Source organism: Telluria sp. RB2R28, assembly GCF_059685835.1.
The window spans coordinates 55,119-75,306 of the sequence record NZ_JCASIK010000004.1 but is presented as its reverse complement, the minus strand read 5'-3'; the positions used below and the strand labels follow the sequence as shown (position 1 = coordinate 75,306).

21 protein-coding genes are annotated in these 20,188 nt (G+C 65.2%); 10 read left to right on the top strand and 11 right to left on the bottom strand.

The features are described from left to right. Positions 1-4: 4 nt before the first annotated feature. Both paaB and paaA read right to left on the bottom strand, forming a co-directional pair. On the bottom strand, positions 5-289 hold the full coding sequence (gene paaB / locus AC56LV_RS16025) for a 1,2-phenylacetyl-CoA epoxidase subunit PaaB (RefSeq protein WP_183556248.1): 285 nt from the start codon (positions 287-289) through the stop codon (positions 5-7). Positions 290-342: 53 nt separating this feature from the next. Continuing rightward, positions 343-1,332, bottom strand: coding sequence for a 1,2-phenylacetyl-CoA epoxidase subunit PaaA (gene paaA / locus AC56LV_RS16020; protein WP_499503807.1), 990 nt, complete (start codon positions 1,330-1,332; stop codon positions 343-345). A 100-nt stretch (positions 1,333-1,432) separates the two neighbouring features. Here paaA and paaX point away from each other — a divergent pair, with 100 nt between their 5' ends. Then, the gene (paaX, locus tag AC56LV_RS16015) at positions 1,433-2,353 is read left to right on the top strand and encodes a phenylacetic acid degradation operon negative regulatory protein PaaX (RefSeq protein WP_499559035.1); all 921 of its coding nucleotides are present in this window, start codon (positions 1,433-1,435) and stop codon (positions 2,351-2,353) included. 56 nt (positions 2,354-2,409) lie between these two features. Continuing rightward, entirely contained in the window at positions 2,410-3,543 is a 1,134-nt protein-coding gene (locus tag AC56LV_RS16010; RefSeq protein ID WP_499559033.1) for a M14 family metallopeptidase, read from the top strand. A gap of 321 nt (positions 3,544-3,864) precedes the next feature. Here the strand turns inward: AC56LV_RS16010 and AC56LV_RS16005 are convergent, their stop codons facing one another. Further along, positions 3,865-4,104, bottom strand: a complete 240-nt coding sequence (locus AC56LV_RS16005) for a hypothetical protein (protein WP_183556243.1) — start codon at positions 4,102-4,104, stop codon at positions 3,865-3,867. 9 nt (positions 4,105-4,113) lie between these two features. Continuing rightward, positions 4,114-5,466: a metalloprotease PmbA gene (gene pmbA, locus AC56LV_RS16000; protein ID WP_499559031.1), complete on the bottom strand. Its 1,353-nt coding sequence runs from the start codon at positions 5,464-5,466 to the stop codon at positions 4,114-4,116. 93 nt (positions 5,467-5,559) lie between these two features. Here pmbA and yjgA point away from each other — a divergent pair, with 93 nt between their 5' ends. Genes yjgA through AC56LV_RS15985 form a run of 3 tightly spaced genes read left to right on the top strand, consistent with a single transcriptional unit; the run spans position 5,560 to position 7,440 of the window. Beyond that, positions 5,560-6,168: a ribosome biogenesis factor YjgA gene (yjgA, locus tag AC56LV_RS15995; protein ID WP_332532208.1), complete on the top strand. Its 609-nt coding sequence runs from the start codon at positions 5,560-5,562 to the stop codon at positions 6,166-6,168. Further along, positions 6,146-6,775 carry a molybdopterin adenylyltransferase gene (gene mog, locus AC56LV_RS15990; protein ID WP_499455699.1) on the top strand — a complete coding sequence of 210 codons (630 nt, stop codon included), beginning with the start codon at positions 6,146-6,148 and terminating at the stop codon, positions 6,773-6,775. Before yjgA ends, mog begins: the two co-directional genes overlap by 23 nt. Then, the gene (locus AC56LV_RS15985) at positions 6,772-7,440 is read left to right on the top strand and encodes an alpha/beta hydrolase (protein WP_258835716.1); all 669 of its coding nucleotides are present in this window, start codon (positions 6,772-6,774) and stop codon (positions 7,438-7,440) included. The genes mog and AC56LV_RS15985 overlap by 4 nt, the downstream gene beginning before the upstream one ends. Before the next feature lie 132 nt (positions 7,441-7,572). Here the strand turns inward: AC56LV_RS15985 and AC56LV_RS15980 are convergent, their stop codons facing one another. Next, complete coding sequence (locus tag AC56LV_RS15980) at positions 7,573-8,895, bottom strand: aspartate aminotransferase family protein (protein ID WP_499559029.1); 1,323 nt, start codon at positions 8,893-8,895, stop codon at positions 7,573-7,575. 131 nt (positions 8,896-9,026) lie between these two features. On the opposite strand from AC56LV_RS15980, the gene AC56LV_RS15975 reads away from it, so the two are divergent. Beyond that, a complete protein-coding gene (locus AC56LV_RS15975; RefSeq protein WP_499559027.1) occupies positions 9,027-9,584 on the top strand; it encodes a carboxymuconolactone decarboxylase family protein in 558 nt (185 codons plus the stop codon). A 6-nt stretch (positions 9,585-9,590) separates the two neighbouring features. Here the strand turns inward: AC56LV_RS15975 and AC56LV_RS15970 are convergent, their stop codons facing one another. The 3 genes from AC56LV_RS15970 to AC56LV_RS15960 all read right to left on the bottom strand — a co-directional run bounded on the left by AC56LV_RS15970 (position 9,591) and on the right by AC56LV_RS15960 (position 11,465). Then, complete coding sequence (locus tag AC56LV_RS15970; RefSeq protein WP_499559025.1) at positions 9,591-10,439, bottom strand: fumarylacetoacetate hydrolase family protein; 849 nt, start codon at positions 10,437-10,439, stop codon at positions 9,591-9,593. A gap of 70 nt (positions 10,440-10,509) precedes the next feature. Beyond that, positions 10,510-10,866 carry a c-type cytochrome gene (locus AC56LV_RS15965; protein ID WP_499559023.1) on the bottom strand — a complete coding sequence of 119 codons (357 nt, stop codon included), beginning with the start codon at positions 10,864-10,866 and terminating at the stop codon, positions 10,510-10,512. Continuing rightward, the gene (locus AC56LV_RS15960; protein ID WP_499559022.1) at positions 10,863-11,465 is read right to left on the bottom strand and encodes a c-type cytochrome; all 603 of its coding nucleotides are present in this window, start codon (positions 11,463-11,465) and stop codon (positions 10,863-10,865) included. Before AC56LV_RS15960 ends, AC56LV_RS15965 begins: the two co-directional genes overlap by 4 nt. Before the next feature lie 120 nt (positions 11,466-11,585). On the opposite strand from AC56LV_RS15960, the gene AC56LV_RS15955 reads away from it, so the two are divergent. From AC56LV_RS15955 to AC56LV_RS15940, 4 genes are read left to right on the top strand one after another with little or no spacing between them, the layout of a single operon-like run. Then, on the top strand, positions 11,586-11,972 hold the full coding sequence (locus AC56LV_RS15955) for a c-type cytochrome (RefSeq protein ID WP_499559020.1): 387 nt from the start codon (positions 11,586-11,588) through the stop codon (positions 11,970-11,972). Position 11,973: 1 nt separating this feature from the next. Then, positions 11,974-12,942: a cytochrome c oxidase subunit II gene (coxB, locus tag AC56LV_RS15950; protein ID WP_499559018.1), complete on the top strand. Its 969-nt coding sequence runs from the start codon at positions 11,974-11,976 to the stop codon at positions 12,940-12,942. Next, positions 12,939-15,443, top strand: coding sequence for a cytochrome c oxidase subunit I (gene ctaD / locus AC56LV_RS15945; protein WP_499559016.1), 2,505 nt, complete (start codon positions 12,939-12,941; stop codon positions 15,441-15,443). Before coxB ends, ctaD begins: the two co-directional genes overlap by 4 nt. Before the next feature lie 4 nt (positions 15,444-15,447). Further along, on the top strand, positions 15,448-15,774 hold the full coding sequence (locus tag AC56LV_RS15940) for a hypothetical protein (protein WP_499559015.1): 327 nt from the start codon (positions 15,448-15,450) through the stop codon (positions 15,772-15,774). 169 nt (positions 15,775-15,943) lie between these two features. Here AC56LV_RS15940 and AC56LV_RS15935 read toward each other — a convergent pair whose 3' ends face one another. The 3 genes from AC56LV_RS15935 to AC56LV_RS15925 form a co-directional block, all read right to left on the bottom strand. Next, a complete protein-coding gene (locus tag AC56LV_RS15935) occupies positions 15,944-17,257 on the bottom strand; it encodes a PQQ-dependent sugar dehydrogenase (RefSeq protein WP_499559013.1) in 1,314 nt (437 codons plus the stop codon). A gap of 78 nt (positions 17,258-17,335) precedes the next feature. Beyond that, the gene (locus AC56LV_RS15930) at positions 17,336-18,610 is read right to left on the bottom strand and encodes an MFS transporter (protein ID WP_499559011.1); all 1,275 of its coding nucleotides are present in this window, start codon (positions 18,608-18,610) and stop codon (positions 17,336-17,338) included. A gap of 29 nt (positions 18,611-18,639) precedes the next feature. Next, on the bottom strand, positions 18,640-19,977 hold the full coding sequence (locus AC56LV_RS15925) for a KamA family radical SAM protein (protein ID WP_499559684.1): 1,338 nt from the start codon (positions 19,975-19,977) through the stop codon (positions 18,640-18,642). Positions 19,978-20,188 lie beyond the last annotated feature (211 nt).

Below are 20,188 nucleotides of genomic sequence, written 5' to 3'. Positions count from 1 at the left end.
GCGCTCACAGGTTCTTGACTTCTTCCGGCATCGGGAAGAACGTCGGATGGCGATACACCTTGCTGTTGGCCGGCTCGAACAGCGACGATTTATCGGCCGGGCTGCTGGCGACGATGTCGGCGGCGCGCACGACCCAGATCGAGACGCCTTCGTTGCGGCGCGTGTAGACGTCGCGCGCGTTGTTGACCGCCATTTCGGCGTCAGGCGCGTGCAGGCTGCCGACGTGCTTGTGGGCGAGGCCATGCTGGCTGCGGATGAAGACTTCCCACAGGGGCCATTCTTTGCTCATTGTTGTCTCCGTATTGCCATCGCATCGTGTGAGTGTGCGAATGTGCGGTGGAATCAGGCGGCCACTTTTTTTGCGGCCTGCTTGTCGGCGTGCGCCACCAGCGCGTCGCGGAACCATTCGCCGTCGTCCCAGGCTTTGACGCGCGTGCGCAGGCGCTCGCGGTTGCACGGGCCGTTGCCCTTCAAAACGTCGTAGAACTCGCTCCAGTCGATCGCGCCGAAGTCGTACGAGCCGCGTTCGGCATTCCATTTGAGGTCGGGATCCGGCACCGTGAGGCCGAGGTACTCGGCTTGCGGCACGGTCTGATCGACCATGCGCTGGCGCAGTTCGTCGTTGGAGAACAGCTTGATGCGCCAGGCGCTCGACTGCGCGCTGTTGACCGACTCGGCATCGGACGGCCCGAACATCATCAGCGACGGCCACCACCAGCGATTGAGCGCATCCTGCGCCATCGCCTTCTGCTCGGGCGTGCCCCTGGCCAGCGCCATCATGATGTCGTAGCCCTGGCGCGCATGGAACGACTCTTCCTTGCAGACGCGGACCATGGCGCGCGCATACGGCCCGTACGAGCAGCGGCACAGCGGGATCTGGTTGATGATCGCCGAGCCGTCGACCAGCCAGCCGATCGCGCCCATGTCGGCCCAGCTCAGGGTCGGGTAATTGAAGATGCTCGAATACTTGGCTTTGCCGGCATGCAGGGCCGCCAGCAGCTCGTCGCGCGAGACGCCCAGGGTCTCGGCCGCGCTGTACAGGTACAGGCCGTGGCCAGCCTCGTCCTGGATCTTGGCCAGCAGGACTGACTTGCGCTGCAGGGTCGGCGCGCGCGTGACCCAGTTGCCTTCCGGGAGCTGGCCAACGATCTCGGAATGGGCATGCTGCGAGATCTGCCGGATCAGCGTCTTGCGGTATGCTTCCGGCATCCAGTCCTTCGGTTCGATCTTGATCCCGGCGTCGATACGCGCCTGGAATGCCCCCTCTTCGGCGCTCATGTCCTGTTCTGTGCGGACTTTATTGAGGCCTGTCTCCACCATTTGTGCGTACATGGATCTCTCCCGTTGCAAAACCTGTGCGAATCATAATACGATACAAAAAATCGGAAGTACACAATAATTTTGAATCATATCGAGCCCGATCGTGAATGACATGACCAGCACCCAGTGGATTGCACTCAGCCTGGCCACCGATCCACCGCGCCATAAATCGCTGGTGATGACGATCTGCGGCGACGCGATCGCGCCCCACGGCGGCGCCTTCTGGCTCGGCAGCATGATCGAGCTGCTCGCCCCCTTTGGCGTGAACGACCGGCTGGTGCGCACCAGCGTGTTCCGGCTGGTGCAGGAAGGCTGGCTGACGGCCAGCCGCGAAGGCCGGCGCAGCCGCTATGCGCTGGCGCCGACGGCGCTGCCGCGCTTTGAACGCGCCAACCGCCGCATCTACGCCGCGCCCGGGCAGGACTGGGATGGCCGCTGGACGTTCGTGCTGGCCACCAATGGCAGCATCGACAGCGACCTGCGCGCGCTGGTGCGCAAGGAACTCGAATGGGAAGGCTTTGCGATGCTGGCCAGCGGCGTGATGGCGCATCCGGCGCCCGACCGCGACCTGCTGCGCGATATCCTCGCGCGCACGGGCGCCGAAGGCCGCGTGTTCGTGTGCCAGGCAGATGAGGTGCCGGATGCCGGATCGCGCCCGCTGCCCGAACTGGTGGGCGACTGCTGGAACCTCGATGCGGTGGTGCTCGGGTACCGCGGCTTCATCGAGACGTTTGCGCCGCTGCCGGCATTGCTGGCACGCGGCGACGTCAGCCCGGCGCACGCGTTCGCGATCCGCACCTTGCTGATCCACGCCTACCGACGCGTGCAGCTGCACGACCCGATGCTGCCGCTGCCGCTGCTGCCCGACCCGTGGCCGGGCGCCGACGCGTATGCGCTGGCACGCACCATTTATCAACTGAGCCACGAACGCGCCGAGGAACACGTGCTGGCCATGCTGCGCGTCGAGGATGCGGCCACGCCCGAAGCAGATGCGGCGTTTCACGGCCGCTTCGGCGGGCTGGCGCCACGGTAGCGCGGCGAAAGCGGTATCATTTCTTCTTTGACGTCTTCCCAACACAGGACAACACCATGTCTATCAAGATCAGCAGCCAATTCGACGCTGGCGCCATCGAGGTCGTGAACGCCACGAGCGCGAACGCCATCGACCTGAACATCCGCAAGGATTCGCACGCCGACATCATCCAGTGGTTCTACTTCCGCCTGCAGGGCGCGCAAGGGCAAGCCTGCACTATCCGCCTGCTCAATGCCGGCAAGGCCGCCTATCCGGCCGGCTGGGAAAACTACCAGGCGATGGCGAGCTACGACCGCGTGAACTGGTTCCGCGTGCCGACGTCGTTCGACGGCAACGTGCTGGCGATCGAACACACGCCCGGCATGGACAGCGTGTATTACGCCTACTTCGAGCCGTATTCGTTCGAACGCCACCTCGAGCTGCTCGACCGCGCCCAGATGGCCGAAAACGTGCGCATGCTCGACCTGGGTTCGACCGTCGACGGCCGCGACCTGAACATGCTGGTGATCGGCGAGCCGGCCGAAGGCAAGAAGAAGGTCTGGGTCATCGCGCGCCAGCACCCGGGCGAGACGATGGCCGAATGGTTCGTCGAAGGCATGCTCGACGCGCTGCTCGATCCGGCCAACCCGTTCGGCCGCCAGCTGCTCAAAGAGTCGGTGTTCTACGTCGTGCCGAACATGAACCCGGACGGCTCGGTGCGCGGCAACCTGCGCACGAATGCCGCCGGCGCGAACCTGAACCGCGAGTGGCGCAATCCGAGCATGGAGCGCAGCCCTGAAGTCTTCCTGGTGCGCCAGAAGATGCACGAGACGGGCGTGGACGTGTGCCTCGACGTGCACGGCGACGAAGGCTTGCCGTACGTGTTCGTGGCGGGCAGCGAGTCGCTGCCGAACTTCACCGCCGAGCAAGGCGCGGCGCAGGCCAGCTTCATTGCCGACTTCAAGATCGCCAGCCCGGACTTCCAGGACGTGCACGGCTACGGCAAGACGCCGTACACCGACCAGACCCTGACCATGGGCTCGCCACACATCACGCACACCTTCGGCGCCCTGTCGCTGACGCTCGAACTGCCGTTCAAGGACAATGCGAACGACCCGGATCCGCTGGTCGGCTGGGACGGCGCACGCAGCGCGCGCCTGGGCGCAGCGGTGCTGCAGCCAGTACTCAAGGCAATCCGCTCGCGTAAATAACAGCTAACTATGTAATGCAAAGCGCCGTCAAATCGACGGCGCTTTTTTATGGCGGCTGCACGGCTTACAGGCCCACAGCTGCACAGCTGGGGTCAGGTCTGACATTCAGACACAACCTCAGCCTTAGCCACTTCCAATGGTATCTTGATCAGTATCAGCGTGGCACGGTGCGAGCTAGTTTCGACTGCCCGACTGTCGAGATCGTGTCCGAATGTCAGACCTGACCCCAGCTTTTCGGAACGAGGCCGCGCAATGGAAAGCGCCGTCGGATCGACGGCGCTTTTTTTATGGAGGCTGCACGGAGCGCATCAACCGTGCGGGTTAGAGATCGACGCCCAGATGTGCCTTTACCCAGGCGTTGGCGTCGCTGCTGCTGTCGAAATGCAGGGTGGCGATCGCGGTTTTATCCGGCGCCAGGAAAGTGGCATACACCTTGCGGCCGTCCCCGCTCGAGCTGAGCAGATCGGATTGGGGAGCGAGCTCCACGGTGGCTACCAGGTCGAGGTTCAGCAGCACCGTCTTGGGGCTGCTTTCCTTGTCGATGCGAACGAAGCGGGTCATGCGTTTTCCTTAGTTGCCGGCAATGACCATGTTCTCGATCAGGATCGAGCCCGTGGTCTTGTTGCCGCGAACCAGCGTGTCGGTGCCGACGGCAACGATCTGCTGGAACATATCGCGCATATTGCCGGCGATCGTGATTTCTTCGACCGGATACTGGATCACGCCCTGCTCGACCCAGTAACCGGATGCACCGCGCGAATAGTCGCCGGTGACGTAGTTGACGCCCTGCCCCATCAGTTCGGTAACCAGGAGGCCCGTGCCGAGTTTGCGCAGCATGCCTTCAAAGTCATCGGTGCGGCGGGTGGCCGTCGAGACGATCTCGAGGTTGTGCGCGCCGCCGGCGTTGCCGGTCGTTGGCATGCCCATCTTGCGCGCCGTGTACGACGACAAGAAATAGCCTTGCAGCACGCCATCGCTGATCACCTTGCGGCGCACGGTCTTGACGCCTTCGTCATCGAACGGGGCCGAGCCAACGCCGCCGATCAGGTGCGGGTCTTCGACCACCTGGATATGCGATGGGAACACCGGCTTGCCGAGCATGTCGAGCAGAAACGTGGACTTGCGGTACAGCGCGCCACCGGAGACGGCTTGCACGAACGCGCCCAACAGGCCCGCGGCCAGCGGCGCTTCGAACAGGACCGGGCAGGTGCGGGTGTTGAGCTTGCGGGCATGCAGGCGCGCCAGCGCGCGCTCGGCGGCGTAGCGGCCGACTTTTTCAGGTGCGGCCAGTTGCTTCGGGTCGCGCGACGACGTGTACCAGTCGTCGCGCTGCATCCCGTTGCCCTTGCCGGCAATGGGTGCGACCGAGATCGTGTGGCGCGAGAATGGATAGCCACCGAGAAAACCACGCGAATTGGCGGCGACGAAGTGCGACTGCTGCACGTAGACGCTGGCGCCTTCGCTATTGGTGATGCGCTTGTCGACGGCGAACGCGGCGGCTTCGCAGCGCTGGCCCAGCTCGACGGCTTCTTCGGTGGAGATCGGCCACGGGTAGAACAGGCGCAGGTCGCGCGGCGCGGTTTCGATCAGGTCGGCGTCGGGCAGGCCGGCGCAGTCGTCCTCGGCTGTAAAGCGCGCGATGTTGGACGCGGCTTCGACCGTGGCCTTGAGCGAATCGGCGGAAAAGTCGGACGTGCTCGCGTTGCCGCGGCGCTGGCCAAAATACACGGTGATGCCCAGGCCCTTGTCCTTGTTTTGCTCGACCGTCTCGATGTTGCCTTTACGCACAGAAACCGACAGCCCGCTCCCTTCACTGATTTCGACCGCTGCATCGGACGCACCCTGCTCGCGCGCAAGCGCCAGCATGTCGCGCGCCAGCTGTTTTAGCTGATCCTGGGTGTGGGTAAAAGGGGTGTCATTCATGTGTGTTTTTCGTGGCCGTCCCTAAAACAGTTATCATAGCAGCCGTTTACTGTTTTCACTGATCGGCCCAGCGCCAATCAAATCATCCAAATCATGCCTAATCCAAATCGCGGCTCGGTGGGCTTCCAGTCCAACGAGTTCGAACCAGAGTACGACCGTCCTTCCAAATCTGAGCTCAAGCGCCAGTCGAACGAGTTGCAGAAGCTTGGCGAGCAGCTCGTCGAAGCAGCGCGCGACCGCGTCAAGCGCGTCGAGATGCCGGAGGACGTGCGCGATGCCATCCTCACGTGCCAGACCATCACCAACCACGAAGGCCGGCGCCGCGCGCTGCAATTCGTGGGCAAGAAAATGCGCACGCTGAACGAAGAAGAAGTCGCCGTCATCCAGCGCACGATCGACAGCTGGAAAGGCGCGTCGAAGGCCGAAACAGCATCGCTGCACGCGCTCGAACGCCGCCGCGACAAGCTGCTGTCGGATGACACCGCGCTGACCGTGCTGCTCGAAGAAAACCCCGAGCTCGACGTCCAGCACCTGCGCACCCTGATTCGCAACGCGCGCAAGGAAGTGGCCGAGTCCAAGCCGCCGAAAGCCTTCCGCGAAATCTTCCAGATCCTCAAGGACCTGCAAAAGAAGAAGAAAGCCGATGCGGCTGCCGCTGCCGACGACGAAGAAGCGAACGATGACGAGTCCGACGACGAGTAACGCTGTCGGCAACGACGAGCTGGTGATCGGCCTTGTCTCCGTTTCCGACCGCGCCAGCGGCGGGGTCTACGAAGACAAGGGCATCCCGGCGCTGAACGACTGGCTGGCCAGCGCGCTCACGACGCCGTATCGCATCGAGACGCGCCTGATCCCGGACGAGCGCGCGGCCATCGAAGCCACGCTGATCGAGCTGGTCGACACGGCGCGCTGCCACCTGGTGCTCACCACCGGCGGCACCGGCCCATCGCGGCGCGACGTCACGCCCGAGGCCACGCTGGCCGTGGCTACCAAAGAGATGCCGGGCTTCGGCGAGCAGATGCGCCAGATCAGCCTGCGCTTCGTGCCGACCGCGATCCTGTCGCGCCAGACCGCCGTGATCCGTGAAACCGCCGACCACGCGGCCCTGATCATGAACCTGCCGGGCCAGCCCAAGTCGATCAAGGAAACGCTCGAAGGCCTCAAGGACGACGCCGGCGCCACGATTGTCGGCGGCATCTTTGCGGCCGTGCCCTACTGCGTCGACCTGATCGGTGGCCCGTATATGGAAACCAATCCGGCGGTGAGCAAGACCTTCCGCCCCAAATCGGCATTGCGAAAGACACCATGACCCAGTTGCTGGACAATATCGAAATCGAGACCGCCCCGAATCCGACCATCGCCGTCGTCTGGCTGCACGGCCTGGGCGCCGACGGCAACGACTTCGTGCCGCTCGTGCGCGAACTGGACCTGACCGGCCTGCCGGGCATCCGCTTCGTGTTCCCGCATGCGAACACGATGCCGGTGACGATCAACGGCGGCTACGTGATGCGCTCGTGGTACGACATCGTCGCCACCGACCTCACGCGGCGCGAAGACGAAGGCGGCCTGCGCGCATCGCAGCTGCAGGTCGAGGCGCTGATCGCCCGCGAAAAAGCGCGTGGCATCCCGGCCTCGCGCATCATCCTGGCCGGCTTCTCGCAGGGTTGCGCGATGACGCTGCAGACTGGCCTGCGCCATCCAGAGAAACTGGCGGGCATGCTGTGCCTGTCAGGCTACCTGCCGCTGTCCAGCGTCGCCGGTGCCGAGCGCAGCGAAGCAAGCCTGGGTACGCCGATCTTCATGGCGCACGGCGTGCAGGATCCGGTGGTGCCGTTTGCCCGCGCCGAAGAGTCGCGCAAGGTCGTCGAGGCGCTCGGCTACCAGGTCGAGTGGCATGCGTATCCGATGCAGCACACGCTGTGCCTCGAAGAGGTGCAGGACATCTCGGCCTGGATTCGCAAGGTCGTCGCGTAACCACGCACGTCAATGTAGGGTGGATGGCTACGCCATCCACGCGGTGATGGTTGGCAGCCAGATCATCCGGCACGACAGCGGCACCGATAACCATCACCGCGCGGACGGCGTAGCCGACTGCGCGTCCCGGTCTCACCCTACGGCTGCCTCCACCGCATCAGCAAGCCGCGACACGATCTCCGACAGCTCCCCCGGCGTCACGATGAACGGCGGCGCCAGCAACACATGGTCACCCAGCTGGCCATCGATCGTCCCGCCCATCGGATACACCAGCAAGCCGCGCGCCATCGCCTCGGCCTTGATCGCCGCGTGCAGTTTGACCTCCGGCGCAAACGGCGCCTTCGTCTCCCGGTCCCGCACCAATTCCAGCGCCATGAACAGCCCGCGCCCGCGGATATCGCCCACGTGCTCGTGCGTGCCAAACGCATCGCCCAGCATCTGCCGCAGCAGCGCGCCGCGGCGCCCTACCTGCGCCAGCAGATCGTCACGCTCGATCACCTGCTGCACCGCCAGCGCCGCCGCTGCCGCCACCGGGTGGCCGATATACGTGTGCCCGTGCTGGAACATGCCGCTGCGCTGGCGCAGCGTGTCGACGATCGCCTCGTGCGCGAGCACCGCGCCGATCGGCTGGTAGCCGGCGCCCAGGCCCTTGGCCACGGCCACGATGTCCGGCGCCACGCCCTCCTGCCCGATCGCGTACATGCTGCCGGTGCGGCCCATGCCGCACATGACTTCATCGGCGATGAACAGGATGCGGTGCCGGTCGCAGATATCGCGCACGCCCTGGAAGTAGCCCGGCGTGGGCGGGATCGCGCCACCGGTGGCGCCAACCACCGGCTCGGCGACAAAGGCGATGATGGTGTCCGGCCCGGCCTTGATGACGGCGGTTTCGAGTTCGTCGAGCAGGCCGGCCGTGTAGTCGTCGAGCGACATGCCTTCGCCGCAGCCCCGGTAGGCGTAACAGGGCGCGACGCGCAGCGCCTCTTTCAGCAGTGGGGCAAAGGCGCGCTTGCGCCACTCGTTGCCGCCCACGCCCAGTGCGCCCAGCGTGTTGCCGTGGTAGCTCTGGCGGCGCGCAATGAATTGCGTGCGCTGCGGCTCGCCCGCCTCGACCCAGTACTGGCGCGCCAGCTTGAGCGCGGTTTCCATCGCTTCCGAGCCGCCCGAGACGAAATACACGCCGCCCATGTCCTGCGGCCCGCCGGCGATCAGGCAATCGGCCAGTTGCTCGGCCACGTCGGTGGTAAAGAACGCGGTGTGGGCGTAGGCGCAGCGGTCGATCTGGCGGTGCATGGCCGCGATCACGTCCGGGTGGCCGTGGCCGAGCGACGACACGGCCGCGCCGCTGCTGGCGTCGAGGTAGGTCTTGCCGCTGCTGTCGCGCAGCACGATGCCCTCGCCGCCAACCGCCGTGGGCGGCATCTGGCGCAGGTTGCGGTGGATGATGTGGCTCATGGACGGCTCCCTCGGCGGTGACTGCAACGCTTGACGATAAGCGTGCTCCGAGGCACTTCTTTTGATTTTTAGCGCGGGCCGTGCGAATATTTTCCTGCCTTCAATTTCGATACAACAGGCGGGTATGCTCGATGAATGAACGTCTCGGTCCCATCCCCGATCACGCGTTGACCACGGCCCAGCGCGCCGCCGCGCAGGAGATCATCGACGGCCCGCGCGGCGCCGTCTACGGTCCGTTCGTACCGCTACTGCGCAGTCCCGAACTGATGCTGCATGCGCAGCGCATGGGCGAGTACCTGCGCTACCGCAGCATGCTCGGCGTGCGGTTGTCGGAGCTGGCGATCCTGGTCACGGCGCGCCAGTGGGACCAGGCCGTCGAATGGGCGATCCATGCGCCGATCGCAGCGCAGGCGGGGATTCCGTCAGCCGTCATCGCGGCGATTGCGGCGCGTGAGCGGCCCGCCGATATGCTGGTCGACGAAGCGGTGGTGCACGACTTCTGCATCGAGCTGCACGAGACAAAAACGGTGTCGGACCGCGTGTATGCGGATGCGCTGGCACTGTTCGGTGAACAGGGCGCGGTCGACCTGACGGGGATCTGCGGGTACTACACGCTGCTGGCGATGGTGATGAATACGGCGCGCACCGCCGTACCGGATACAGGCGAGCCGCGCGGCGGCCCACCCTGACACAACTTACTTCGGATACGCCACGACGTCGGCCTGCTGCTCGCCGAGACCGGCAATCCCCAGGCGCAGCTGGTCGCCCTTTTTGAGGAAGCGCTGCGGCTTGCGGCCCATGCCCACGCCCGGCGGCGTGCCAGTGGTGATGATGTCGCCCGGCTCGAGCGTCATGAAGCGTGACACGTAGCTCACGAGTTGCGCGACGCTGAAGATCATGCTGGCCGTGTTCCCGGTCTGCATGCGCTTGCCGTTCAGTTCCAGGTACAGGTCGAGGTCCTGCACGTCGAGGATCTCGTCGCGCGTGACGAGGAACGGGCCGACCGGGCCGAAGGTATCGCAGCCTTTGCCCTTGTCCCACTGCGAACCCATCTCGAACTGGAAGGCGCGTTCGGTGACATCGTTGACGACGCAATAACCGGCGACGAACTTGAGCGCATCTTCTTCGCTCACGTACTGCGCGCGCGTGCCGATGATCACCCCGAGTTCAACTTCCCAGTCGGTTTTCTTCGAGCCTTTCGGCAGCTGGATCGGATCGTCCGGGCCGTTCAGGGCGCTGATCGCCTTGGTGAAGAAGATCGGTTCCGTTGGCACCTCGGCGCCTGTTTCGCGCACGTGGTCCAGGTAGTTCATGCCCACGCCGATGAATTTGCCGATGCCCCTGACCGGCACGCCCAGGCGCGGATTGCCGCGCACGAGGGGCAGCGTCTTCTGGTCAAGCTTGGCGAGTTTGCGCAGCGCCTTGTCGGACAGCTGCGACGGATCGATGTCGTCGATGATCCCGGACAGGTCGCGCAGGCGGCCCTCTTCATCGAACAGGCCCGGCTTTTCCTTGCCCGGGCGGCCATAGCGGACCAGTCTCATGATGTCATTCCTGTAGAAAAACGCGAATGATACCAATGAATGGTGTCAACGACTCATCTCATCGACTGCGTTAGTGGCTCAGCAGGTAAGCGCTGATGTCGATCGCATCGCGCTCGCTCACGCCCATGTTCGGCATCGCATTGCCCGGATCGATCGCCTGCGGATCGCGGATCCAGCGCACCAGGTTGGCCTGGGTGTTGGGCAGCTTGCCGGCAATGTAGCGCTGCTGCGCGAGCTCGTCGAGCGGCCTACCCACGCGCACGTCCGAGCCAGGAACACCCGGCACCACGTGGCATGAATGGCAGGCATACTGCGCGGCGGCGATCTTGCCGCGCACCGGGTCGCCCACGATGCCGGGGGCCAGTTTCGGGCCGCAGCCGGCCAGCAGCACGGACAAGCCGAGAATGATGGTGATCGTGGATTTCATGGCTGGCCTTCCTGACCCTGCTGTGCGCGGCCCGTTGCTGTCTGCTCGACATGCGGCGGAACCGCACCGCCCGCCGTCATCCGTTTGAAGTCCTGGCTCGTCATGCCCGGCATGGCGCCCACGAACGCCACCACCGCCCACATGTCCGGCTCACTCAGGTGGTATTCCCAGGCCGGCATGCCGCTCATCTTGATGCCGTTGCGGGTGATCCAGTACAGCTCGCGCGTCTTCCAGTTGACATCGGCGTCGACCAGCGGACCCGGGGCCGGCTGCATGCTCATCCCGATCGTATTGGGCGCGACGCCCGGCCCGCCGTGACATTGCACGCAGTTGGCCTGGTAGACGAGCGCGCCGCGCTGCAGGCGTTCAGGCGTGTTCAGGTTGGGTGGCACCACGATATCGCGCGCATGGTTCTGCACTGAGTACTGCATGCCCTCGCCGAGCACCCGATAGACGAACGCGTAATGTGGCGTGATCGCACTCAGGTCATAGAAGCCGCCGCGCAGCACGATCAGGCCACCGACGGCGCCGATCGTGCCTGCCCCGAGCAGGGTCAGCACCATGGTCTTGACAATAAGTCGTGCGCGATTCGATAGCATAGCCTAGGGCGTCCAGTTGAAAGAATGACATCTACTTTCCTTGTATTATAAAAGCCATCGCTTTTTCACGAAAAATCAACCGTGCGCAACCCATCTCGTCAATATCAAGGCCTGTCTTCTGTGCTGAGGGCATTCCGCCCTACGCACCTGACGACAGGCGCCCTGCTCTGCGCCGCAGCCCTGGCGAGCGGCTGCGCAAAAGAAGAACCCGCCTCGCGCGTTGTGGGCGGCGATCCCGAACGTGGCCGCTTACTGGTGCAGCAGTACCAGTGCGCCGCCTGCCACTTCATCCCCGAAGTACAGGGTCCGAACGGCGATGCCGGTCCGTCACTGCAGTACATGGGTCGCCTGAGCTATATCGCCGGCAGCATCCCGAACCAGCCCGAGAACATGATCCGCTTCCTTCAGAATCCCCCTGCCGTGAAACCCGGCACCCTGATGCCGGCGCTCGGTATTACCGACGACGAGGCGCGCCACATGGCCGCCTTCATGTATTCGCTCAAATAATATGACTCCCTTGAGCGACATCCAGTCCGTCATGCATCCGGCCGGCGCCGACGCGGCCATCATCTATCAGTTCACATGGGTCCTGTTCGTCGGCGGCACGGTGATCTTTGCCATCGTCATGGGCCTGCTCGCGCTGGCCATGCGGCGTCAGGCGCGCCCGATCACTCCCGGCGTCTGGATCCTCGGCGCCGGCATTGCGTTCCCCGTCATCGTGCTCACCGCGCTGCTCACCTGGAGCACGTGGCGCACCGGCCAACTGGTGCCGCAAACCTCGCACAAGGCATTGACCATCTCGGTTACCGGCAAGATGTGGTGGTGGGAAGTGCGCTATCGCGACCCGGCCAGCAACCGCGAAATCATCAGCGCCAACGAGATCGTCATTCCGGTCGGCGAATCGGTGTACCTGGGCTTGACCGCATCGGACGTGATCCACAGCCTGTGGGTGCCGTCGCTGGCGGGCAAGCGCGACATGATCCCGGGCCGCGTGACGGGCCTGAACCTGCGCGCCGACAAGCCGGGCACCTACCGCGGCCAGTGCGCCGAATACTGCGGCGAGCAGCACGCACGCATGGCGTTCCACGTGATCGCCCTGCCGCGCCCTGAATTCGACGCCTGGCTCGCGCGCCAGGCCCAGCCGGCCGTGCCGGCCGACACCACGGTGCTGCAGCGCGGCCGCGAGGCCTTCCTCGCGCAGCAGTGCCAGACCTGCCACACGATCCGCGGCGTGACCGATGTCGCGCCGCAGCTGGATGCCCGGATTGCCGATGCCCCGCGCCTCGGCCCCGACCTCACGCACATCGGCAGCCGCCGCCACATCGCCGCCGGCACGCTGCGCAACCACCGCGGTACGCTGGCCGGCTGGATCGCCGACCCGCAAGCCATCAAAACGGGCGTCTTCATGCCGCCCTCCCCGGACCTGGACGGCGAGACCCTGCGCGCACTGGCCACCTACCTTGAGCACCTGAAATGACGCGCGACGCAACCTTACCCAACTCCGCCCCACGCCCGCCAGAGGAGCTGGAAAAACTGGAGGCCGTGTGGAAGACGCCATCCGGCCTGGGCTTCTTCAAGTCGGTCAACAACACCAATATCGGCCTGCTGTACATCGGCACCGCGATCCTGTTCTTCATCCTGGCCGGCATCCTGGCCCTGATCATGCGGGTGCAGCTGTCGGTGCCGGACAACGATCTGGTCTCGGCCGGCACCTACAACCAGATCTTCACGATGCACGGCACCGTGATGATGTTCCTGTTCGCGATTCCGATCGTCGAGGCGATCGCGGTCTACCTGCTGCCCAATATGCTGGGCGCGCGCGATCTGCCGTTCCCGCGCCTGTCCGCGTATGCGTTCTGGTGCTACGCCTTCGGTGGCCTGGCCTTCTTCTGCACGCTGTTCTGGGGCCTGGCGCCGGACGGCGGCTGGTTCATGTACCCGCCGCTGACGGGCATGAAGTATTCACCCGGCCTGAACGCCGACTTCTGGCTGCTCGGGATCGGCTTTATCGAAATTTCCGCCATTGCCGGCGCCATCGAACTGATCGTCGGCATCCTGTTTACCCGCGCGCCGGGCATGACGCTGCGCCGCATGCCCGTGTACGCGTGGGCCATGCTGGTCGTGGGCGTCATGATCGTGATCGCCTTCCCGGCCGTGATTGCCGGCACTGCCCTGCTCGAACTCGAGCGCGCGCTGAACCTGCCGATCTTCGACCCCGAACGCGGCGGCGACCCGATCATCTGGCAGCACCTGTTCTGGTTCTTCGGCCACCCCGAGGTCTACATCATCTTCCTGCCGGCCGCCGGCATGATCTCGACGATGATCCCGACCATCGCCGGCAACCGCCTGGTGGGCCGCCGCACCATTGTCGTCGCGCTGGTCGGCGTGGGCATCTTCAGCTTCGGCCTGTGGGCGCACCACATGTTCACGGCGGGCCTGGGCGTCATTGAAATGAGCCTGATCTCGGCGGCCAGCATGGCCGTGGCGATCCCCACCGGCATCCAGGTATTCGGCTGGATCGCCACGCTCTGGAGCGGCCGTATCAGGATGAACGCGCCGACTCTGTTCATGCTCGGCTTCATGTTCATCTTCGTGCTCGGCGGCCTGACCGGCGTGATGGTCGCCGTTGTCCCATTCGACTGGCAGGTACACGACACCTACTTCATCGTGGCCCACCTGCACTATGTGCTCATCGGCGGCATGGTGTTCCCGGTGTTTGCCGCGATCTACTACTGGATGCCGCTCATCAACGGCAACACGATGTCCGAGCGCCTGTCGAAATGGACGTTCTGGCTGCTGTTCGGAGGCTTCAACATCAGCTTCTTCCCGATGCACATCACGGGCCTGTTCGGCATGCCGCGCCGCGTCTACACGTATTCAAGCGAGATGGGCTGGGATGCCCTGAACATGATCTCGACCCTGGGTTCGTTCCTGTTCGCCCTCGGCATCCTCTTGATGATCGTCGACGCCACGCGCACGCTGCGCCGCCCGACGAAGGACGTGGGCAATCCGTGGAATGCGGCGACGCTCGAGTGGCTGCCGTCGGAAGACTACGGCAACCGCAGCATCCCGATCGTCACATCGGACGACCCGCTGTGGGACCAGCCGACGCTGTCGAAGGAAGTCGCCGAAGGCCGCCACTACCTGCCCAACACCGTCACCGGCCGCCGCGAAACCATCTCCACCAGCCCGGTCAGCGCCAGGCCGACCTACCTGATGATTCTGCCGGGCGACAGCTGGCTGACCGTGCTGGGCGCCTTCGGCACCGCCGGCTTCTTCCTGCTGCTGACCGTCAAGGCCAACGTACTGGCGATCATCTGCGGCCTGATCGCGATCGGCTCGATCATCGCCTGGCTGTGGCAGTCGGACCAGAAGGTGCCGATGCGCGAGGCCGACATCGGCGGCGGCGTCACGCTGCCGATCGGCGCGCGCGGCACGGCGTCGCACTCGTGGTGGGGCACGTTCATCATGCTGATCGTGCTGTTCCTGATTTACTGCTCGTTCGCCTACGTCTACATCCACACGTCGATGCGGCTGCAGATCTGCCCACCGCCTGGCGCATCGCTGCCAGCGTGGTCGTGGACGCTGCTGTCGGCCGCCATGCTGCTGGGCGGCTCCGCGCTGGTGTGGCTGAGCGACCGGGTGTCGAACAAGCTCACGCCGTGGGTGCTGATCGTGGCACTGGCCTGCACCGCCGGCGCCTTCGGCGTCGACGTCTACAGCTGGCGCCTCGTGGACCTGGACGGCACGCGCGACACGTGGAGCGCGTCGATCTCGATCCTGCTCGGCTTCCAGGGCCTCATGCTGTTCGTGCTGCTGCTGGCCGCGCCGTACCTGTGCGTGCGCGCCTGGCGCGGCATGATCGTCCCCGAGAACCGTGCCACGCGCGACAATATCGCGCTGATCTGGCATTACGTGACGCTGCAGGGCCTCGCCGGATTCCTGGTGATCCGTGGCCTGCTGCTGGTGATGGAGTGATGCGATGAGCGACCATTTCTTTTCGCGCGCCACGCGTGCTTCGCTGCCCCTGCTGATCTGGGGCGCGCACTTCGCGTTCGCCTACATCGTCGCCGCGAGCCAGTGCACGCCGGGCGCGCTGCGCGCCGGGGGCCCCAATCCATGGCTGCTGGGGGGCGCCACGCTGCTGTCGATGGCGGCGTGCGTGTGGATCGGCGCCCTGGCCGGCAAACGCCTGCGCCAGGGGTCCGACGAGTTCGTGGATTATGTGGGTGCGGCCAGCGCGGTGCTGGCCGTGGTGGCGCTGGCGTGGACCGGGATTCCGGTGCTTCTGGTGACGGGGTGTGCCTGAGAATCTGACGCGAGAACGGAAACGCCAACAATCGACGCGTGGACGGCAGAGCCGTCCACCCTACGTTGCTGACATCGGTAGGGTGGAAGGCTCTGCCTTCCACGCGGTGATGGTTGACAGCGAGATCATCCGGCGCAAGTACGGATCGTCGCCGGATAATTGACGGGTGTTATCCGGCGTCCGGCACCACCCGCCAGATCACGTTGCCGACGTCGTCGGCCACCAGCACCGCGCCCTTCTTGTCCACGGCAACGCCCACCGGCCGGCCCTGCGCTTCGCCATCCTTGTTGACGAAGTCACTGAGGATGTCGACCGGCTTCCCGTTCGGCATGCCATCCCGGAACGGAATGAACACGACGTTGTAGCCCGAGCGCGGCTTGCGGTTCCATGAGCCGTGGTTGCCGATGATCGCGCCGTTGCGGTACTGGGCCGGCAGCAGCGCGCCTTCATAGAACGTCAGGCCCAGCGCGGCCACGTGCGCCCCCAGCGCGTAGTCGGGCACGATCGCCTTGTCCACTAAATCAGGCCGCTGCGGCTTGACGCGCGCATCGATGTTCTTGCCGTAGTAGCTGTATGGCCAGCCATAGAAGCCGCCCTCTTTCACCGACGTCAAGTAATCGGGCACCAGGTCGCTGCCGATTTCGTCGCGCTCGTTCACGACCGTCCACAACGCGCCCGTCTGCGGATTCCACGCCATGCCGTTTGGATTGCGCAGGCCTGACGCGAATACGCGCGTGGCGCCACTGGCCAGGTCCACCTCAAGGATCGCGGCGCGGTTCTTTTCAACGTCCATGCCGTTCTCGGCGACGTTGCTGTTCGAGCCGACCGTGGCATACAGCTTCTTGCCGTCCTGGCTGGCGATGATGTTCTTGGTCCAGTGGTGGTTCAGCCCGGCCGGCAGCGGCGCGACCGGCTGCGCGGCTTGCGTGATTTCGGTGGCGCCTTCCTTGTAGTTGAAGCGCACGATGGCATCCGCATTGGCCACGTACAGCATGTCGCCCACCAGCGCCATCCCGAACGGCGAATGCAGGTTCTTCAGGAAGACCGTTTTGAGTTCGGCCACACCGTCGCCGTCGGCGTCGCGCAGCAGCGTGATGCGGTTCGCGCTCGGCACGCCAGCGCCGGCGCGCGCCATCACCTTGCTCTGTATCCAGTTGCGGATCCCGCCGGCCTCCGGCTTGGCCGGGGCATTCGATTCGGCCACCAGCACGTCGCCGTTGGGCAGCACGTACACCCAGCGCGGATGGTCGAGCGCCGTGGCGAAGGCGTTCACTTCCAGGCCGGCCGCCGCCGTGGGCATCACGCCGGCGGGCCAGCCGGTGGCCTTTGCGATGTTGACGGTGGGGATCAGGGTTTTGCTGGGCGCCTTGAGCTCGGGCTGCGGCCCGATGTCGGCGCCTTGCGGCAGCGTCGATTTGTCGCCGCAGGCGGCCAGCAACAGGATGGTGGCGCCGGCGCACAGGCGCGGCAGATGGTGTCGCATGGTGTTCCCCCAAAATACAGAATGGGGAAATCTTATATTGACAAAACATTACACCACGTACGTTACGGGGCAGCAATCTCAGGTCGCCGGCAACGGAGTACCCCTGCGGCGCCGCGCGTACAGCCACAACCCTGGCACCTGGATCAGCACCAGCAGCGCGAACGCGCAGCGGTAAGCGGCGGCAGGCGCGTGGCCCAGCAGGTCGGGCTGCCACAGCCCGATCACCACGCCAAAGCCGGCCTGCACCAGGAAGGCGCCGATGAAGATCAAGAGGTTCAGGAAGGTGGCGGCGCGCCCGGTCAGGGCCCGTGGCATCGACTGGGCCACGATCGCGTAATCGATGCCGGTGACCGTGCCTGCCAGCGTGAACATCACCGACAGCCATGGGAAGCTGGGCCGGTAGCCGATCACGAACGCGGCCTGGATCAGCACGAACATCGTGATGCCGGCGGCCGCCACATCGAGCGGCGGCATGCCGCGCCGCCCGGCCCACTCGGTGATCATCCCCACTGCGATGGCGCCGAACACCACGGCCGCCATGCCCAGGTACAGCAGGTAGGCGACAGCGTCTTCCGGGTACAGCGCCACGTCGGCCAGCCAGCGTCCGATCCACAGGCCCTGTACGCCGAAGAACACCGCGTGCGGCACCAGTACCAGCGCCACCACGGCGCGAAAGCCGGGCGCGCGCCAGACCTCGCGCAGCGCCGGCAAGAGCGGTGATAACGGGCTCCGGGCAGGCGCCGCATCATCCGTCTTCGGGTACAGCAGCGCGATCAGCAGGCCGGTGCAGGCGACCAGGCCGGCCAGCAGCACGAACAGGCCACGCCAGTCGGTGTACTCAAGCATTGCGCGCACCGGCATCGTGGCGCTGGCCGCGCCCATGCCGCCGACGGCGATCAGGTAGCCGTGCACCGACGGCAGCCGGCTGGGTGCGATCCAGATCGACACGGCCTTGACCGCCGCCATGAAGCAGCCACCCAGGCCGCACCCCATCACGGCGCGCGCCGCGAGCAGGCTCCAGAAGCCGCCGCCACGCGCAAACAGCACCGCGCCGCAGGACGCCACCAGCAGCATCGCCACCTGCACGCGGCGCGGCCCGTAGCGGTCCAGCGCCATCCCCACCGGCAGCTGGGCCAGCGCGAACGCAAAGAAGAACGCGCTGGTGAGCAGCCCCAGTTGGCCCGGCGTGAGCGCGAGCGCGCTCGCCAGTTGCGACGCCAGCACCGCGTTCACGTTGCGCAGCAGCGAGGACAGGTAATGCCCCAGCGCGAACGGCACGAACACGTACACGAACACCGCCAGGCCGGACAGGCGCGGGGTAGCGGGAGACACCAGCGTGGCAGCGGGTTGCATGGCGCAGGATCGGACCAAGCGTCGACCGCTTATGCCGCGTCGGGCTGGGCGTGGCCGCGCTGGCCGGCCGGCACCAGCGGGATCACGCGTCCGCCGGCGCCCCGCAGCGGGCCGCCGCTTTCCGTCTCGAAGAAGAAGCGGTCGCGCCCGAACGCCGGCTTCAGGTGATCGAGCCAGGTCGCCGTGGCGTCGTATCTGGCAAAGAACGGCCGCCGCACCCATTCGGGATTGCGGGCCTGCAGAAACTGCAGCGCGAACAGCTTTTCACCATTGATCGTGACCACGCCGTCGATCACGACCTTACCGGGGAACGCGCTCATCGACGGTCCACGCACGGTGCGCGACAGGCCCGAAACCATCGAATAGGCTTCCTGGAAAATCTCGTGGGCGCGCGCCAGCGGCAGTGCGAAGTAGTCGCGCGGGCCGGTGTCACGCTCGACGAACATATAGTAGGGAATCGCGCCCAGGCGCACGCCCGTGGTCCACAGTTCGGCCCAGCTTTTCGGGTCTTCGTTGATGTGGCGGATCAGCGGGCCCTGCATGCGCAGCGTGGCGCCGGTGCCGACGATACGCTTGACCGCCTGCTGCGCGATCGGTGCGCGCAGTTCAACCGCGTGGTTGTAGTGGCCCATGATGGCCAGGTTCTTGCCGCTGGCGACCACCTTCTCGAACAGGCGCATCAGATCGTCGCTGTCCTTGTCCGACACGAAGCGCTGCGGCCAGTAGGCAACCGACTTGGTGCCGATGCGGATGTTCTGGATGTGGGCCAGTTCGGGGATCAAGAGCGGCTCGAGGAATTCGGCCAGCGAGCGCGTATTCATGATCATCGGGTCGCCCCCGGTGATCAGGACGTCGGTGACCTCCGTGTGCACCTTCAGGTAGTCCACCAGTTCGCCGCACTCGCGCGCATCGAACTTCAGGTCGTCCATGCCGACGAACTGCGGCCAGCGAAAGCAAAAGGTGCAATAGGCGTGGCAGGTCTGGCCGGCGCTCGGGAAGAACAACACCGTTTCCTTGTACTTGTGCTGCAAGCCCTTGAGCGGCGCATCGTTCACGCGCGGCACGTTGTGCGTCATCTGGCCGGCCGGGTGCGGATTCATGCGCATGCGGATCGCGTGCACCAGGCGCGCGATCGCGGCGTCATCTTTTTTGACCAGCACCAGATCGCGCAGCTGCTCGTATTCGGCGCGCGGGAGCATGTCGCGGTGCGGGAACGTCAGCCGGTAGATCGGATCGTCCGGCACGCGCGACCAGTCGATCAGCGTATCCATCACATACGCATTGGTGCGAAACGGCAGCACGTGCGAGACCACCTGTACGGCTTCCTGAAGGTCGGGCGTGAGCCATTCCCATTGGCGCGCGGTCATGATCGACTGGCGCGTGAAGGGCTTGAACTTGGTGGGCGTCGTTGCAGTCGTGTTCACGAAAATCTCCAGAAGAAGACGATGGGAAGGCGGCGGATTGCCGGAAAGAACCCATCTTAGGGAGGCCGAATGGACAGCAATTGCCATCAATCAATGAGATGGTGTCTGACGGCGTGAATAGGACAATCACAGGCTGCTGTAGGAAAAAGTGCGG